This is a genomic window from Nocardia sp. NPDC003345, from assembly GCF_053589395.1.
On sequence record NZ_JBSFRU010000135.1, the window covers coordinates 1 to 15,569 of the forward strand.

At 69.0% G+C, this 15,569-nt stretch carries 14 protein-coding genes; 10 read left to right on the forward strand and 4 right to left on the reverse strand.

All coding sequences use genetic code 11. From position 1 onward, the window contains the following. Nucleotides 1-172: 172 nt before the first annotated feature. Together ACWDU1_RS16505 and ACWDU1_RS16510 are read right to left on the reverse strand one after the other, a co-directional pair. Nucleotides 173-565, reverse strand: coding sequence for a hemophore-related protein (locus ACWDU1_RS16505; protein ID WP_449999328.1), 393 nt, complete (start codon nucleotides 563-565; stop codon nucleotides 173-175). Nucleotides 566-663: 98 nt separating this feature from the next. After that, nucleotides 664-2,604 carry an AMP-binding protein gene (locus ACWDU1_RS16510; RefSeq protein ID WP_449999329.1) on the reverse strand — a complete coding sequence of 647 codons (1,941 nt, stop codon included), beginning with the start codon at nucleotides 2,602-2,604 and terminating at the stop codon, nucleotides 664-666. Between the two features lie 313 nt (nucleotides 2,605-2,917). Here ACWDU1_RS16510 and ACWDU1_RS16515 point away from each other — a divergent pair, with 313 nt between their 5' ends. The 5 genes from ACWDU1_RS16515 (at nucleotide 2,918) to ACWDU1_RS16535 (ending at nucleotide 9,572) form a co-directional block, all read left to right on the forward strand. After that, on the forward strand, nucleotides 2,918-6,613 hold the full coding sequence (locus ACWDU1_RS16515; RefSeq protein ID WP_449999331.1) for an ATP-binding protein: 3,696 nt from the start codon (nucleotides 2,918-2,920) through the stop codon (nucleotides 6,611-6,613). Further along, complete coding sequence (locus tag ACWDU1_RS16520) at nucleotides 6,610-7,023, forward strand: roadblock/LC7 domain-containing protein (protein WP_030522784.1); 414 nt, start codon at nucleotides 6,610-6,612, stop codon at nucleotides 7,021-7,023. Before ACWDU1_RS16515 ends, ACWDU1_RS16520 begins: the two co-directional genes overlap by 4 nt. Nucleotides 7,024-7,030: 7 nt before the next feature. After that, on the forward strand, nucleotides 7,031-7,405 hold the full coding sequence (locus ACWDU1_RS16525) for a DUF742 domain-containing protein (RefSeq protein ID WP_030522783.1): 375 nt from the start codon (nucleotides 7,031-7,033) through the stop codon (nucleotides 7,403-7,405). Further along, complete coding sequence (locus ACWDU1_RS16530) at nucleotides 7,386-7,988, forward strand: GTP-binding protein (RefSeq protein WP_449999332.1); 603 nt, start codon at nucleotides 7,386-7,388, stop codon at nucleotides 7,986-7,988. Before ACWDU1_RS16525 ends, ACWDU1_RS16530 begins: the two co-directional genes overlap by 20 nt. 72 nt (nucleotides 7,989-8,060) lie before the next feature. Beyond that, on the forward strand, nucleotides 8,061-9,572 hold the full coding sequence (locus ACWDU1_RS16535; protein WP_449999334.1) for a carboxyl transferase domain-containing protein: 1,512 nt from the start codon (nucleotides 8,061-8,063) through the stop codon (nucleotides 9,570-9,572). A gap of 12 nt (nucleotides 9,573-9,584) precedes the next feature. Here ACWDU1_RS16535 and ACWDU1_RS16540 read toward each other — a convergent pair whose 3' ends face one another. Together ACWDU1_RS16540 and ACWDU1_RS16545 are read right to left on the reverse strand one after the other, a co-directional pair. Next, nucleotides 9,585-10,133 (reverse strand): hypothetical protein, encoded by a 549-nt coding sequence (locus tag ACWDU1_RS16540; protein WP_449999336.1) that lies wholly within the window; start codon nucleotides 10,131-10,133, stop codon nucleotides 9,585-9,587. Then, the gene (locus ACWDU1_RS16545) at nucleotides 10,130-10,408 is read right to left on the reverse strand and encodes a helix-turn-helix transcriptional regulator (RefSeq protein ID WP_449999337.1); all 279 of its coding nucleotides are present in this window, start codon (nucleotides 10,406-10,408) and stop codon (nucleotides 10,130-10,132) included. Before ACWDU1_RS16545 ends, ACWDU1_RS16540 begins: the two co-directional genes overlap by 4 nt. A gap of 117 nt (nucleotides 10,409-10,525) precedes the next feature. On the opposite strand from ACWDU1_RS16545, the gene ACWDU1_RS16550 reads away from it, so the two are divergent. From ACWDU1_RS16550 to ligD, 5 genes are all read left to right on the forward strand, one after another. Further along, nucleotides 10,526-11,383: an aldo/keto reductase gene (locus ACWDU1_RS16550; RefSeq protein ID WP_449999339.1), complete on the forward strand. Its 858-nt coding sequence runs from the start codon at nucleotides 10,526-10,528 to the stop codon at nucleotides 11,381-11,383. A 152-nt stretch (nucleotides 11,384-11,535) separates the two neighbouring features. Next, nucleotides 11,536-12,261, forward strand: coding sequence for an enoyl-CoA hydratase (locus ACWDU1_RS16555; RefSeq protein WP_449999341.1), 726 nt, complete (start codon nucleotides 11,536-11,538; stop codon nucleotides 12,259-12,261). Then, on the forward strand, nucleotides 12,261-13,406 hold the full coding sequence (locus tag ACWDU1_RS16560; RefSeq protein ID WP_449999342.1) for an MBL fold metallo-hydrolase: 1,146 nt from the start codon (nucleotides 12,261-12,263) through the stop codon (nucleotides 13,404-13,406). The genes ACWDU1_RS16555 and ACWDU1_RS16560 overlap by 1 nt, the downstream gene beginning before the upstream one ends. 35 nt (nucleotides 13,407-13,441) lie before the next feature. Then, nucleotides 13,442-13,681 carry an antitoxin gene (locus ACWDU1_RS16565; RefSeq protein WP_449999344.1) on the forward strand — a complete coding sequence of 80 codons (240 nt, stop codon included), beginning with the start codon at nucleotides 13,442-13,444 and terminating at the stop codon, nucleotides 13,679-13,681. A 50-nt stretch (nucleotides 13,682-13,731) separates the two neighbouring features. Continuing rightward, nucleotides 13,732-15,569, forward strand: a 1,838-nt coding sequence (gene ligD / locus ACWDU1_RS16570; protein WP_449999345.1) for a non-homologous end-joining DNA ligase, incomplete at its 3' end; no start/stop codon positions are given.

Sequence of the window (15,569 nt, forward strand, 5' to 3'; positions counted from 1 at the left end):
TTTCCGCCCTCGAAGCGAGGCGGCGCAGCCGCGAGTCTCGAGGGCGGAAAGCCGACGCTCAGGGGGCCGAACCTCGAGCGGCGGAGCCGCTCCAAAATTACAGCCGAACCCTTGACGGCGGGTGCGCACCAATTTTCGGGTGCGCGCTATTTTTCGGGTGCGCGCCGAGTCCTCAGTAGTTCTGGCAGGTGTCCGCTACGCCCTGGAGGGTGGCCTGCAACTGCTGGGCGCGGGGGTCGTTCTGGGCCTGCTGGGCGGCCTGGGGGTTCTGCTCTATGTACTGCTGGAGTTCGGCGCGGCGCTGTTCGACGGGCTGGTCGAACTTCGTCTGCAGCTGGGACTTGAGGTCGGGGTTGTTGTCCAGCATGGCCGCGAGTTCCGGAGCCTGGTCGTGGAGGGCGGCGTCGACCTGGGCGAAGGAGCATTCGCTGGTCAGCAGGGGCTCGGCCATTTCCAGTGGGCCCGCCGAGGCGACGGCGGGGGCGATGAATGCCGTGGCCGCCGCGCCGAGGGCGAGGGCGGTGAGGCCGAAGGTGCCGCGCTTGCGGGTCGTGGAGAGTGCCATGGGTGTTACTGCCTCCTACGGTGTCGTGTCGAGCCGGGTGCCGGCTCGCGGACATCTCAGACCGTATTGGGCGGTGTTGGCCGATCTCTGAAGATTTCTTAAGAGGAGTTTGTGTTTTGCGGGTGCCGGACGATCCGGGCCAGTTGGTCGAGGACGGTGGGATCCTCGATGGTGGAGGGAGTTTCGAAGTTTTCGCCCGCTGTCATCTGCCGGAGGGTCTTTCTCAGAATCTTGCCGGAGCGGGTCTTGGGCAGGGCGGGGACGACCACCGCGTCGTGTAGTCCGGCGATCGGGCCGATCTGAGTACGGACCCGTTCGCTCAATTCCTCACGCAGAGTTTCGATATCGATCACTGCGTCGGATTTGAGTACGACGTAAGCGATGGGACGTTGTCCTTTGAGTTCATCGGGAAGTCCGATCACGGCGCATTCCGCGACGGCTTCGTGGCCGGCGACGGCGGCTTCGATACTGCCCGCGGAAAGGCGGTGGCCGGCCATATTGATCACGTCGTCGCTGCGTCCGAGGACGAAAAGGTAACCGTCCTCGTCGAAATAGCCGGAATCGCCGGTGAGGAAATGGCCGGGGTAGGCCGAGAGATAGGAACGTTTGTACCGTTCTTCGTCATGCCACAGCCCGGTGAGCGCGCCGGGCGGCAGGGGTAGCCCGATCACGATGGTGCCCTCGGTGCCCGCCGCCACCGGGTTGCCGGAGGAATCCAGTACCCGCAGCCGATAGCCCGGCACCGGCACCGACGCCGACCCGGGTTTGATCGGCAGCCGCTGCAGGCCGAGGGGGTTGGCGCAGATGGGCCAGCCGGTCTCGGTCTGCCACCAATGGTCGACCACGGGGCAGTCGTCCCTGCCGTTCAGCAGGGTTTCCGCGGCCCAGTGGTAGGTGGCCGGATCGAGCCGTTCGCCGGCGCAGAACAGGGCGCGCAGCGAGGTGAGATCGTGGTCGCGCGCCATGGTCGCCGAAGGGTCGGCACGGCGGATCGCCCGCAAGGCCGTGGGTGCGGTGAACAGGGCGTTCACCTGATGCTTCGCGACTATCCGCCAGAACGCCCCCGCGTCCGGGGTGCCGACCGGTTTGCCCTCGTAGAGCAGGGTTGTCGCACCCGCGAGCAGTGGCGCGTAGACGATATAGGAGTGGCCGACCACCCAGCCCACATCGGAGGCCGCCCAGATGATCCGGCCCGGGCCGATGTCGTAGATGTTGCGCATGGACCAGGCCAGCGCGACCGCGTGCCCGCCGTTGTCGCGGACCACGCCTTTCGGTTTACCCGTGGTGCCCGAGGTGTAGAGCACGTACAGCGGATCGGTGGCCGCGACGGAGACGGGTGCGGCGTCGTCGGCGCGGGCCATCGCCCGATCCCAGTCCGCCCAGCGTACGGTCGCGCCGGCGGTGGGTTCCGGTTGGGCCGCGGCGAATTCGGCGCGGTGTTTCACCAGGACGGCGCGAGGGGCCGTGGTCTCGGTGAGTTCGAGTGCCCGCGCCACGATCGGCGGGTATTCGATCGTGCGACCGGGTTCCAGCCCGCCGGAGGCGGTCACGATCAGCACCGGTTCGGCGTCGTCGATGCGAGCGGCCAGCTCGGGCGCCGCGAAACCGCCGAACACCACCGAATGCACCGCTCCGATGCGGGCGCAGGCCAGCATGGCGACCACCGCCTCGGGAATCATCGGCAGGTAGATCACCACCCGGTCACCGACGGTCACGCCGAGATCTCGCATCGCCCCCGCGCACCGCGCGACCTCGTCGAGCAATTCGGCATAGGTGTAGGTCCGGCTGCCGGCGGTCATCGCGGATTCGTAGATCAAGGCCGGTTGCCCGGCCAGTCCGGCCGCCACATGCCGGTCCAGCGCGTTGTAGCAGGTATTGAGCCGGGCGTCGGGAAACCAGCGCGATGACTTGCGATCGGTGTCGATCGCCTTCTCGGGGGGTATATCCCAGTCGATGGCGGACGCCGCGCGGGACCAGAACTCGGCCGGATCGACCAGGCTGGTCTGATAGACCGGTCGATACTCGTTCCTCGCGTTCACCCGTGCTCCCTAGCTCGCCGCAATCCCCGCCTCGATAGATCAGCACGATTGTGGCAGACTTCACGCGACCCCCAGGCGGGTGTCGCGACCATGGCTTATGCCTGTAACCGGCTGGTCAATGTGCGAGAACCCGGGCTGAGTACACCAAGAAGTTATTGATCCGTTAGAATCTGATGACACAAATTCGGTCCGTCGTAGACGCAATTTCTCGGCCAGCCGCGACCCACGGGCAGCTCCACCCGTCGAGCCACTATGCGAGTGTGGAGTTTCGCTGATGGTGCATGGCTGGGGCCAGGTTGGAAAGTGAGTGGGAATGCGTGACGCCGCTAGGTCCGGCACGAAGCGCTGGGCGCTGAGTAACTGGGACCTTCGCTGGAAGGTTACGGCCGTGCTGGCCGTGCCGTTGGCGGTTGCGGTCGGGCTCGGCGTGTCCAGGATATCGGCGGAGTGGGGCGAGGCGAACCGGCTGGGCTCGGCCTCCGACAACGTCAGCCTCGTACCCGCCGTCATCGACCTCAGCTCGGCCACCTCGACGGTCGCCGGCTCCCAGGCCATCTCCATCGCCCCGGGCCGGTCGCTGGTCACCGACGACAACCTCACCACTCTGGACAGCACGATCGCCGCGGCCGAGTCGGCCCTCGGCGAGCTGGACGACGTACCCGCGGCCCACCAGGCGCTGTCGGAGATGATCGATCAGGCCAAGGGGGTGCGGGCCGGTGGTACCGCACCGTCGAACCTGCCGCCGAACGAGGCCGTGGCCGTACTGGACTCGGCCCGTAACGCCGGTGTCCGCGCGGTGGAATCCATTCTGGGCGAGGTCAGTGATTCGTCCATCGACCCGGACAAGTTGCGTCTGGCGGACGCGCTGAACCTGCGGGCCACCATGGTCGGTGAGATCACCGCGGCGGCCGAATTGCTGCGCAACCAGGAATCCGGCGAGCAGGCCTACCTCACGGCGACCAATACCGAGCGTCAGCAGCTGAACATCCTGAGCCAGCGCTACAACGGCGAGGACCCGGACATCACGGTGCTGCGCCAGGGCATCGACTACCGCTCGGGTCTGCTGCAGACCCCGGAGGCGCAGGCGGGCCGGCTGCCGCTGGGCGAGGCCCGGCAGTCGCTGCTGGACAGCACCGCCACCACCGACAAACTGATCGGTGAGGCCACCACCGCGATCGACGACGGAGTGCGGGGACTGGCCGACAAGGCCCTGTCCGACGCCGTCGTCTATTCGATCGTCGTGCTGCTGACGATCCTCGCGGCGCTGCTGCTGGCGGTCTTCGTGGCGCGGTCGATGATCGTGCCGCTGCACCGGCTGCGCCTGGCCGCGCTGCGGGTGGCCGAAAGCGATCTGCCCGACGAGGTCGCGCAGCTGCGGACCGGCGCCTCGCCCGAAGAGGTGCCGCTGGAGCCGATGCCGATCCGCTCCGAGGAGGAGATCGGCCAGCTGGCCCGCGCCATCGACGATATCCACGGTCAGGCCCTCCGCCTGGCCAGTGATCAGGCTCAGATGCGTTCCCAGGTCAACGATATGTTCGAGACCCTGGCGCGGCGCAGTAAATCGCTCGTCGACCATCAGCTCAGCCTCATCGAGGCGATGGAGTACGACGAGAAGGATCCGCGCCTGCTGGAGAACCTCTTCCGGCTGGACCACCTCGCCGCGCGTATGCGCCGTAACGGCGACAACCTGCTGATTCTGGCCGGTACCAAACAGCGCCGTGCCAAATCCGCCCCCGTCGAGATCGCCGACGTACTCCGCGCCGCGATCTCCGAGGTCGAGGACTACGAACGCGTCAAGCTGGGTGCTACCCCGCGTGGTGCGCTGATCGAACCGGCCGCCTCCGATATGGCGCATCTGTTCGCCGAGCTGCTCGACAACGCGCTGCGCGCCTCGCCGCCGGAAACCGATGTGAAGTTCACCTTCGCGCAGGCGCACGATCAGGGTCTGCTGATCGAGGTCGCCGACCGCGGTATCGGTATGCCGCCCAGCGAGATGGCCGAGATCAACCGCCGCCTGGAGAGCACCGCCGAGCCCGGCCCCGATACCGCGCGTCATATGGGCCTGTTCGTGGTGGGCCGCCTCGCGGAACGCCACGGCCTCAATGTGCGGCTGCGGCCGACGTTCGATACCGCGCGTGATCCCGGCGTCACTGTCACCGTGCATGTGCCGATGAGCCTGATCGTGGCCGGTGAAACCCAGATCCTGCCGCTGGCCACCGGATCGGGACCCCAGCCCCTGGTGCCCTCCGACGCCGGTAAGAAGACGAAGGAAGAATCCCCGGACGAGGCCGCGGCCGCCGCGCTGCGCAATGCCGGTGGTTCGTCGATGCAGACCCGTGGGATCAGCCGCACCGCGGCCGGCAACATGGTGGTCACCGTCGACCCCGGTATGAGCGGTCCGCTGCCCGCGGTGGAGCGTCCCAAGCCGCCGGAGCGCCCGGCCGGTCCCGCGCCGACGGGTCCCGGTGGGTTGCCGCAGCGCCAGCCGGGCAACGCGATGCCCGCCGGCACGGCCCAGAACGAAGGCATCACCAGCCTCCGGCAGGCCAGCGCGGGTAGCGCTCCGCAGCGCGGCAAACTGGCCGCCGCGAATCTGCCCAAGCGCAATGTCGGTCCGGGCGGCGCCACGCCGACGCTTCCGCCGCGTACCCCGGGTGACTCCTCGGCGGGCGGGCCCCCGCCGCGCGAGACCCCGGCCGGTCCCGGTGGACTGCCGCAGCGGCAGCCGGGTGCCGGAGGTGCGTCGCAGCCGGGCTCCGGCGGGCTGCCGCAGCGACAGCCGGGCGTGAACGGTGCCCCGGCGAACCGGCAGGCGCCCCCGGCGCGACCGGAGGCCCAGCGGCCCACCGAATCTCCGTCCGATACCGCAGCCGCGCCGCCGCGTCCGTCCGGGCTGCCGTCACGTCAACCGGGCCAGACGGGCCCCGGCGGTCTGCCGCAGCGGCAGTCGGGTGGTCTGCCCCAGCGTGAATCCGGCGGGTTGCCCCAGCGTGAGCCGGGTGGTCTGCCGCGGCGCGAGCCGGGTGGCCTGCCGCAGCGTGAATCCGGCGGCCTGCCGCAGCGTGACCCGGGTGCGAACGGCTCACCCACTCGTGACACGGGCGGTTCCGGTCTGCCGCAACGTGGATCGGGCCCGGGTGAGCCCCCCCGGCGTGACCGGGAACCGCGGCCCGCGGCCGATACCGCCTCCGGCGGCCTGCCGACCAGGCGGGAACCCGCCTCGAACGGTCTACCCGCCCGCGAGTCCTCCGGTGAGCTACCGGTCCAGCGTGAGCCCGCCGACGGGTTGCCCTCCCGGCGCGATACCCCCGGCAACGGGCTGCCCCCCCGGCGTCCCGCGCCCGGCGGCGGTCTGCCGCAGCGCGGCGCCCAGTCCGGAAACGGCGCGCCCGCACGGGAATCCACCGGCGGCCTGCCCCAGCGTGGCGCGGCTCCGCGCCGGAGCCCCGCCGAGACCGGTGGGTTGCCGCAGCGGGAGCCGGGCGGCTATACGGCCGAGCGGTTCGACAACCCGCCCGGAGTGGCGCTGCCGCGCGAATCCGCGCCCGCCGAGGACGCCACGGCCTCCCGGGAACCCGGAAGGCACAGCTACAAATCCAACCCGGCGAAAGCGGCGTCGTTCTTCCAGACCCGGTTGCAGCCGGCCGAGGAGCCCGACAGCGTGATGGGCGGAACGCCCATCTTCGCCGAAATGATGTCCGCGTGGCTGTCGGATCCGAATACGGATCGCTCGCAGGCCGTCGCGTCCTTCGAATCCCCGGGTGACGAAGGCTGGACGGCGGCTCGCCGGGCCAGCGAAGCGCAGTCCGAGAGCCGTACCGCGGCGGGTCTGCCGCAGCGGAATCCGGGCGGCCGGTTGGTACCCGGCGCCGTCAACGGCGCCCAGGAGCGTACGCCGAGTCGCAATCCCGAGACGATCAGGTCTAGTTTGAGTCGGCACCAGCAAGGTGTTCGGGATGGCCGCGCAATGAGAGCAATGAACCTAACCGGAGACAAAGGAGACCGATGAACCCCGAACTAGGTGGTACGAACCGTCAGTTGGATTGGCTGGTTTCGAACTTCGCAGGCGAGGTTCCTGGCGTAGCCCATGCCGTTCTGGTTTCGGCCGACGGCCTGCTGATGGCGGCGAGTGCCCAGCTACCGGTCGACCGCGCCGAGCAGCTCTCCGCTGTCACGGCCGGCCTGGCCAGTCTCTCGGTGGGTGTGTCCAATCTTTTCGAAGGCGGCACGGTACTGCAGTCCGTCGTCGAAATGGAGCACGGCTACCTGCTGCTGATGGCGGTGGGCGATGGCTCATATCTCGCGGTCCTGACCAATACGTCCTGCGATATCGGACAGGTCGGATACGAGATGGCGTTGTTGGTCGAACGCGTAGGCCAGACAGTTCAGGCCACTCCGCGCGTCACAATGGGTTCCTGATGGTGGGATGGACATAGAGGATCACCGCGTGGGAGGCTCCGAGCCCAGTCTCGTGCGCCCGTACTCGCTGACTGCCGGTCGGACCAGACCCAAGGTCGAGTTGGCGCTCGAGGCTCTCGTCGCGTCCCATCCCATATCGCTCGAACGCCAGTACGAACTGAGCAATATCGAAAACTCGATAGTCGAGCTTTGCAGGGAGTCGCCGTCGGTCGCCGAACTAGCGGCTCGACTGGGTATACCGATCGGGGTGGCGCGGGTACTTGTAGCGGACCTGATCGAAGCCGGGCATGTCCGCGTTTCGGCGACATTGAAAGACGATTCCAGCGACGATGAACGTCGCGAGCTGATCGAAAGGGTTCTCAGTGGACTCCGGCGTATATGATTCGACGGCGCAGGTCGATACCCGCCTCAGCAAGCCGACCTCGGCGAAGATCGTGGTGGCAGGTGGGTTCGGCGTGGGCAAAACGACGCTGGTGGGGGCAGTTTCGGAAATCGTCCCGTTGAGAACCGAGGCTCTGGTGACAAACGCCAGTGCCGGGATCGACAGTCTCGCGGGTATCGAGAGCAAATCCACCACCACGGTGGCGATGGACTTCGGCCGGATCAGTCTGGCCGAAGACCTGGTGCTCTACCTCTTCGGTACCCCGGGTCAGTACCGATTCTGGTTCATGTGGGACGACCTGATCCGCGGTGCGATCGGTGCGGTGGTGCTGATCGATACCCGCCGGCTGGAGGACAGCTTCGCCGCGGTCGACTACTTCGAGGCGCGTAACCTGCCGTTCCTCGTCGCGCTCAACCAGTTCGACGACGCCCCGCAGTATCCGATCGAGGACATCCGGCAGGCGCTGGCGGTCCCCGCCGATGTGCCGATCATGCCGATCGATGCCCGGCGCCGGGAACCGGCCAAGGAAGCTCTCGTCCGGCTCACCGAGTATGCGCTGCAGAAGGTCACCCGCGGCTACTGAGCCGGTCCACGCCATACTGGGCGGCGTGCCGGTAACGACTGTCGCGGCGCCGGCCGACCTGCCGGCCGGCCGATGACGCGCCGCTCGGGGCGTCTGGGCGCCCGGACGTTCCTCGATACGCTGCTCGATCCGGGCACATTCGTGAGCTGGGACGCTCCGCCGCTCCCGGTGGCGCGGACCGAGGATTATCGGTCGGCGCTGGCCGGGGCGGCCGATGCGGCGGGCACCGACGAGGCCGTACTCACCGGTGAGGGTCTGCTGCGTGGGCGCCGGATCGCGGTGATCGCCTGCGAGTTCGGGTTCCTGGCCGGGTCGATCGGGGTCGCGGCGGCCGAGCGGGTGGTTTCCGCCGTCGAGCGCGCGACCGCGTCCGGGCTGCCCCTGGTGGCGTCTCCGACCTCCGGCGGGACCCGGATGCAGGAGGGCACCCTCGCTTTCGTGCAGATGGTGAAGATCGCGGGCGCCGTCGCCGCGCACAAGTCGGCCGGTAACCCCTACGTGGTGTACCTGCGCAATCCGACCATGGGCGGGGTGTTCGCGTCCTGGGGGTCGCTCGGGCATATCACCTTCGCCGAACCGGGCGCGCTCATCGGGTTCCTGGGGCCCCGGGTCTACGAGGCGCTGTACGACCGGCCGTTTCCGGAGGGCGTGCAGATCGCGGAGAACCTCTATCGCACCGGGGTGATCGACGGGGTCGTCGATGTCACCGTGTTCCGGCGTATCGCACATCGGGCCTTGAGCGTTTTCAGCGGCGCCGTGCGTATCCCGGATACGCCCGCCCGCCGGGGGCCGGCCGCCGGCGGGGATCTCGCGCCGGCCGAGGCATGGGAGGCGGTGCTGAGTTCGCGGCGTCCGGACCGGCCGGGTATGCGTGAGTTGCTGCGCCGGGCCACGCAGCGCGTACCGCTCAGCGGTACGGGTCAGGGGGAAACCGACCGGACGGCGGTGCTGGCGCTGGCGCGGTTCCGGGGCTGGCCCTGCGTGGTCTTCGGGCACGACCGCACCAATCAGGACCCCGAACACACTATGGGCCCCGCCGCGTTGCGGGAGGCCCGCAGGAGTATGCAGCTGGCGGCCGAACTGGGACTTCCGCTGGTGCTGGTGATCGATACGATCGGCGCCGCCCTGTCCAAAGAGGCCGAGGAACGTGGGCTGGCGCCGGAGATCGCCCGCTGCCTGGCCGATCTGGTGACGCTGGATACTCCCACCGTGTCGGTGCTGCTGGGCCAGGGCACGGGCGGTGGCGCGCTGGCACTGCTTCCGGCGGACAGGGTGCTGGCGGCGACGCACGGCTGGCTCGCACCACTGCCGCCCGAGGGCGCCAGCGCGATCGTGTACCGCGATACCGGGCATGCTCCGGAACTGGCTGCGGCACAGCGCATCCGGTCGGCCGATCTGCTGGCCGACGGGATCGTGGACCGTATCGTTCCGGAGTATCCCGACGCGGCGGACGAACCCATCGAGTTCGCCCGCCGCATGGTGGCGGCTATCGGGGAGGAACTGGCCGGACTCGCCGGTAGATCGGCGGCCGAGCTGCGAGCGGCCCGGAGCGCGCGGTACCGCCGGCTGGGGGTGCCGCGGTAGCCGCCCGGCGCGTCAGTCCTCCGGTTCGAGGTCGGTTTCGGTCCAGGCCAGGATCATCGCCGGTGCGCAACCGCCCGCGAGCAGGGTCGCCAGGATCATGACGCCGCCCGCGTAGGCGGTCCGGAAGGCGTCGGCCTCCGGGAACAGGGCGCCGGCCCAGATCAGATACATGATCGGGAACACCGACAGCGTCTGGGTGATCGTCAGCCCCAGGGACCGGGCGGTCTCCCGCTGCGCGAATTCCAATTCGTCGAGGGTGTCGGCCGGTGCGTTGTCCTGGGCGTCGGCGACGATCCGCACCATGGTCCACGCGGGCAGGAATAGCAGGGCGGCGACTCCGCCCGGCAGGGCGGCCCATTCGAGCCCGAACGCGCACAGCACCCCGGCGGCGAACATCAGCCCGAGGGCCGCGGCGGTGACGGCGACCAGGGTCCGCCGGCGCCGGGTGGTGCGCCAGCCCGGGAGCATCCCGGAGATCTGCTTCTCCCGGGCCGGCCAACGCCGGACCCGGCGGGCGCGGTAGCGGTCGAGGAGGGTGGTGGGTTCGGTGGCAGCGGTCATGACTGCTGTCCTTTCTCGCGGGAGTACACCTCGGCCGACAGGGGCGTGAATTCGGTCCGGGAGAACACCGCCTCCACCGGCAGGCCGAACACGTCGCAGATGCGCAGGGCCAGGTCCAGGCTCGGATAGTGGTTGCCGCGTTCGAGGGCGCCGATCGTCTGGGGATTGACATCGACCCTGTCGGCCAGGGCCGCCCGCGACATCCGGTGCTCCGCTCGCAGGACGGCGATCCGGTTGTATATCGGCAGTGTTTCCCCGCGTCTCACTGGGCTCACGCAATAAAGTGTTAGGAAAACACAACAGTTTGTCAAGGTGTTCAAATGCTATGAGGGGAGTGGACACGGCCGGGGGCTTCGTTGACCTGCCGCCGAACCGCTTCTACCGTCGGAACAGTGACCACCAGACGTGAGACCGGTGTAGTTCCGCCCATCGTCCTGAACGACGGCAGCCTGATGCCGCAGCTCGGCTTCGGGGTTTTCCAGGTTCCGGCCGAGGAGGTGGTGGATGCGGTGACGGCCGCCCTGCGGGCCGGCTACCGCAGTATCGACACCGCCGCGGCCTACCAGAACGAGGAAGGCACCGGCCGGGCCATCCGGCAGTTCGGGCTGCCGCGTGACGAGGTCTTCGTCACCACGAAACTCTGGAACGCCGATCAGGGCTACGACTCGACACTGCGCGCCTTCGACGAGAGCCTGAAGCGGCTGGGCCTGGAATACCTCGACCTCTATCTGATCCACTGGCCGGTACCCGCCGCGGACCGTTTCGTCGACACCTTCCGGGCCTTTCAGCGGCTCGAATCCGATGGGCTGGTGCGTTCCATCGGCGTATCCAACTTCCGGGTGGCCGACCTGGAACGGGTGATCGGTGAGACCGGTCAGACCCCCTCGGTCAATCAGATCGAGCTGCATCCGCGGCTGGTCCAGCGCGAACTGCGCGAGTACCACGCCGAGCACGCCATCGCCACCGAGGCGTGGAGCCCGCTCGGACAGGGCGCCCTGCTCGACGATCCGGTGGTCACCCGGATCGCCGGTGAGGTCGGCCGCACACCCGCGCAGGTCATCATCCGCTGGCATCTGCAGCTGGGCAACGTGGTGATCCCGAAATCGGTGACGCCCAGCCGGATCGAGGAGAACTTCGACGTCTTCGGATTCGAACTGTCCGCCGACCAGATGGCGGCCGTCACCGGGCTCGACGCGGGCACCCGCACCGGGGCCGATCCCGAGACCTTCGCGCTCGGCCTGGAGAACTGAACGTCCCACCCCGCCGACCCGCACGCGCGGCCTCGGTCGCCCGCCGGGGGCCGCTTCGCCTACGCGGGCCGTTCCCGCTCCTGTGGCAGAGTGGGCAGTAACCCATCGTTATCGGCTGTTGTATCGGATTCGTTCAGCGGGGAAGGACACACATGCTCGGGGTCAACCGCGACGGCGACGTCGTCACGATCGAACTACAGCGGGAGGACCGGCGCAACGCGCTGAATCTGGACCTCGTCGTGCAGCTTCGCGACGCGCTGGCCCAGGCGCAGCGTGACGCCCGGGTGGTGGTCATCAGCGGCCGCGGTCCGGTGTTCAGCGCCGGCGCGGATCTGGACGGGGTGTACTCCACCGAATTCCTCGATGCCCTGCTGGACATGCTGCACGAGATCGAGTCGATGCCGCAGCCGGTGATCGCGGCGTTGAACGGGCCCGCGCTGGGCGCGGGAGTGCAACTGGCGCTGGCCTCCGATCTGCGTGTCCTGCCGCCGGACTCGTACCTGGCGATACCCGCCGCCAAACTCGGTATCTCGGTGGACAGCTGGACCATCCGCCGGCTGGTCTCGCTGATCGGCGCCGGTCCGGCCCGGACCCTGCTGCTGGGCGCGGAACCGATCTCGGCCGCCGACGCCTACTCCTTCGGTTTCGCCAACCGGCTCGGTACCGTCGCCGACGCCCAGAGCTGGGCGAAATCCATCGCCGAGCTGGCGCCGCTGTCGCTGCGGCACCTGAAACTCGTACTCAACGACGACGGCACCCGCGCCGCCGCCAACCAGATCCAGCACCGGGCGCTGGAGGCCGCGTGGAACAGCGCGGACGCCGAAGAAGGCCGTCTGGCCCGCAAGGAGAAGCGGGCCCCGAAATTCCAGGGGCGCTGATGCGGCCGCGTACGATCGCCGCCGCGTTCGCGGGGCTGGCCGGGATGACCGTGGCCGGCTGGGTGGTGCGGGCCTTGGACGGTCTACCGGCGGCGCTGGGCGCCTCGGTCTCCGCGATCGCACCCACCGCCACCGGCGCCCGCAGCTATCGCGACCGTCAGTTCCACAACACCGAACCGGCTTCGCCCATCGTCGTCCGGGACAATCCCGGTGGCATCCTGTCGATGGTGACCGCCATGCGCCAGGGGCGTCCTAAGGTTCCGGTCCCGCTGGCCGAACCGGAACGGCCCGCCGCGGCCGGTGCGCTGGCCGTCACTTGGTACGGGCATGCCAGCGCGCTGGTCGAGATCGACGGCTACCGCGTGCTCACCGATCCGGTGTGGAGTGAGCGGGTGTCGCCGTCGCGGCTGGTCGGGCCGAGCCGTATCCATCCGGTACCGGTGGAGCTGGTGGATCTACCGGAGATCGACGCGGTGGTGATCTCGCACGACCACTACGACCACCTCGACGCCGATACCATCGCCACCCTGGTGGCCACCCAGCGCTCGGTGTTCGTGGTGCCGCTCGGCGTGGGCGCGCATCTGCGGCACTGGGGTGTGCCCGAGGCGCGCGTGGTCGAATTGGATTGGGGCGGTTCCTATTCGGTATCGGACCCGGCGGGCACCCGCGGCGACCTGACCATCACCTGCGCGGAAGCGCGGCATTTCTCGGGTCGCGGGCTGGTGCGGAATACCACGTTGTGGGCCGGCTGGTCGCTGATCGGTCCCGAGCATCGGGCGTATTTCGGCGGTGATACCGGTTTCACCAAGGCCTTCGCCGCTACCGGTGCGCAGTCCGGGCCCTTCGATCTGACCCTGCTGCCCATCGGCGCCTACGACCCGCACTGGTCCGATATCCATATGAACCCGGAGGAGGCGGTGCGCGCCCACGCCGACCTCTCCCAGGGCGATCCGGCCCAGGGAGTGCTGATCCCCATCCACTGGGCGACCTTCAATCTGGCGCCGCACCCGTGGGCCGAGCCGGTGCGCCGGCTGCTGGACGCCGCCGCGGCCGCGGGTACCGCCATCGCGGTGCCGCGACCCGGGCAACGGCTCGATATCGCGGACCTCCCGCCGACGCGCCCGTGGTGGGAAGATATGGAGTGAACGGTTCCGCACGGTGACAGGGAAGGAATCCGGCTATGAGCTTGATGGACAACCTGAAGAATCTGGTCGGTAAGGGCCAGGAGGTCGCGGCCAAGAACTCCGACAAGATCAACCAAGCGGTCGACAAGGCCGGCGATTTCGTCGACCAGAAGACCAAGGGCAAATACTCCGACAAGATCCAGAAGGGCAAGGAAGCCGCCCGCAAGGTGGTGCCCCCGGATCAGCCGGGCGGGCCGGGGCAGCCCCCTACCCCGGGTTCGGGCCCGCGTCCGTGAACCACTGCGGCCCGCCGGTCCGGGCCGGCGGCCCGCGGCGGTGATCCGGGGTGGCCCGGAGTTTCGGGGGTGAACCGGGGCAGCCGGATGTCGAGGTACGGCTGAGCAATCTCGACAAGGTCCTCTATCCGGCGACCGGCACCACCAAGGGCGCGGTCATCGACTACTACGCCGAGATCGCCCCGGCCATGTTGCCGCATCTGGCGGGACGGCCCGTCACCCGGATACGCTGGCCCAACGGCGTCGCCGAATCCTCCTTCTTCGAGAAGAACCTCGGGGCGGGGGTCCCGGAATGGCTGCCGCGCCGGTCGCTGCGGCACTCCGGGCGTACCGTCACCTATCCGGTGATCTCCTCGCAGGCCGGTCTGGTCTGGCTGGGCCAGCAGGCGGCGCTGGAGGTCCACGTCCCGCAGTGGCGGTTCGACGGCGACGACAGCGGCCCGGCCACCCGGCTGGTCTTCGATCTCGATCCCGGGCCCGGCGCCGGGCTGGCCGAATGCGCGCGGGTCGCGCTCGGGGTCCGGGATATGGTCGCCGAGATCGGGCTGCGTGCCTACCCGCTGACCAGCGGCAGCAAAGGTATCCACCTCTACGTCCCGCTGGATCGGATCCTCGGCCCCGGCGGCGCCTCCACGGTGGCCAAACAGGTGGCCACCAACCTGGAACAGCTGATGCCCGAGCTGGTGACCGCCACCATGGCGAAGAAGGTGCGGACGGGCAAGGTCTTCCTGGACTGGAGTCAGAACAACCCGTCGAAAACGACCATCGCGCCGTATTCGCTGCGCGGGCGCGAAGACCCGAATGCCGCCGCGCCCCGCACCTGGGACGAGCTCGAGAACCCGGACGACCTGCGGCAGCTGCGATTCGACGAGGTACTCGAACGCTACCGGTCCGGCGGTGATCTGCTGGCCGGGCTGGACCCGCCCATGGACGACGCGCTCACCCGGTACCGCTCGATGCGGGATCCGGCACGGACGCCCGAACCGGTACCCGTCCATTCGCCCCGCGGCGGCCCGGACAACCGCTATGTCGTGCACGAGCACCACGCCCGGCGGCTGCACTGGGATGTGCGGCTGGAACGTGACGGCGTGCTGGTGTCGTGGGCGGTACCGAAGGGTCCGCCCGACAGCCCGCGGCAGAACCGGCTCGCCGTGCACACCGAGGACCATCCGCTGGAGTACCTGGATTTCCGGGGCACCATCCCGGCGGGAGAGTACGGGGCGGGGGAGATGTCGGTATGGGATACCGGCACCTATCGAGCCGAGAAATGGCGCGACGACGAAGTGATCGTGGTGCTGCGCGGCGACCGGTTGCGGGGGCGGTACGCGCTGATCCGCACCGAGGGTGATCAGTGGCTGATGCATCTGATGAAGGAGCAGCCCGCGCTCGGTGAGCTGCCACGCGGGCTCACCCCGATGCTGGCCACCAGCGGCGAGGTCGGCGGGTTGCCGGAATCGGACTGGGCGTTCGAGCGTAAATGGGACGGCTACCGGTTGCTGGTCGAGATCGACGCCGGCGCACTGCGGTTGCGCAGCCGGGCGGGTAACGATGTCACCGACCGTTATCCGCAGCTGGCGGTGCTGGCCGAGGAACTGGCCGATCACCAGGCGGTACTGGACGGGGAGATAATCGTTCGCGGACCCGACGGCGCGGTGAATATCGCACTGCTGAAAGCGAATCCGCGGCAGGCGGAGTTCCTGGCGTTCGATCTGCTGTACCTGGACGGCACCTCGCTGCTGCGCAAGCGCTACAGCGACCGCCGCCGGGTACTGGAGGCGCTCGCCGGGACGAGCCCGGCGCTGCGGGTGCCGCCGCGCTATCCGGGCAGCGGCTCCGACGCGCTGCGGCGCAGCCGCGACGAAGGTGCCGAGGGGGTGGTGGCCAAACG

What these genes read in the sequence shown, in the direction of transcription:
- ACWDU1_RS16505 (WP_449999328.1), bottom strand. Translation starts at nt 565, where the DNA reads ATGGCACTCTCCACGACCCGCAAGCGCGGCACCTTCGGCCTCACCGCC.
- ACWDU1_RS16515 (WP_449999331.1), top strand. Translation starts at nt 2,918, where the DNA reads ATGCGTGACGCCGCTAGGTCCGGCACGAAGCGCTGGGCGCTGAGTAAC.
- ACWDU1_RS16520 (WP_030522784.1), top strand. Translation starts at nt 6,610, where the DNA reads ATGAACCCCGAACTAGGTGGTACGAACCGTCAGTTGGATTGGCTGGTT.
- ACWDU1_RS16525 (WP_030522783.1), top strand. Translation starts at nt 7,031, where the DNA reads ATGGACATAGAGGATCACCGCGTGGGAGGCTCCGAGCCCAGTCTCGTG.
- ACWDU1_RS16535 (WP_449999334.1), top strand. Translation starts at nt 8,061, where the DNA reads ATGACGCGCCGCTCGGGGCGTCTGGGCGCCCGGACGTTCCTCGATACG.
- ACWDU1_RS16540 (WP_449999336.1), bottom strand. Translation starts at nt 10,133, where the DNA reads ATGACCGCTGCCACCGAACCCACCACCCTCCTCGACCGCTACCGCGCC.
- ACWDU1_RS16555 (WP_449999341.1), top strand. Translation starts at nt 11,536, where the DNA reads ATGCTCGGGGTCAACCGCGACGGCGACGTCGTCACGATCGAACTACAG.
- ACWDU1_RS16560 (WP_449999342.1), top strand. Translation starts at nt 12,261, where the DNA reads ATGCGGCCGCGTACGATCGCCGCCGCGTTCGCGGGGCTGGCCGGGATG.
- ACWDU1_RS16565 (WP_449999344.1), top strand. Translation starts at nt 13,442, where the DNA reads ATGAGCTTGATGGACAACCTGAAGAATCTGGTCGGTAAGGGCCAGGAG.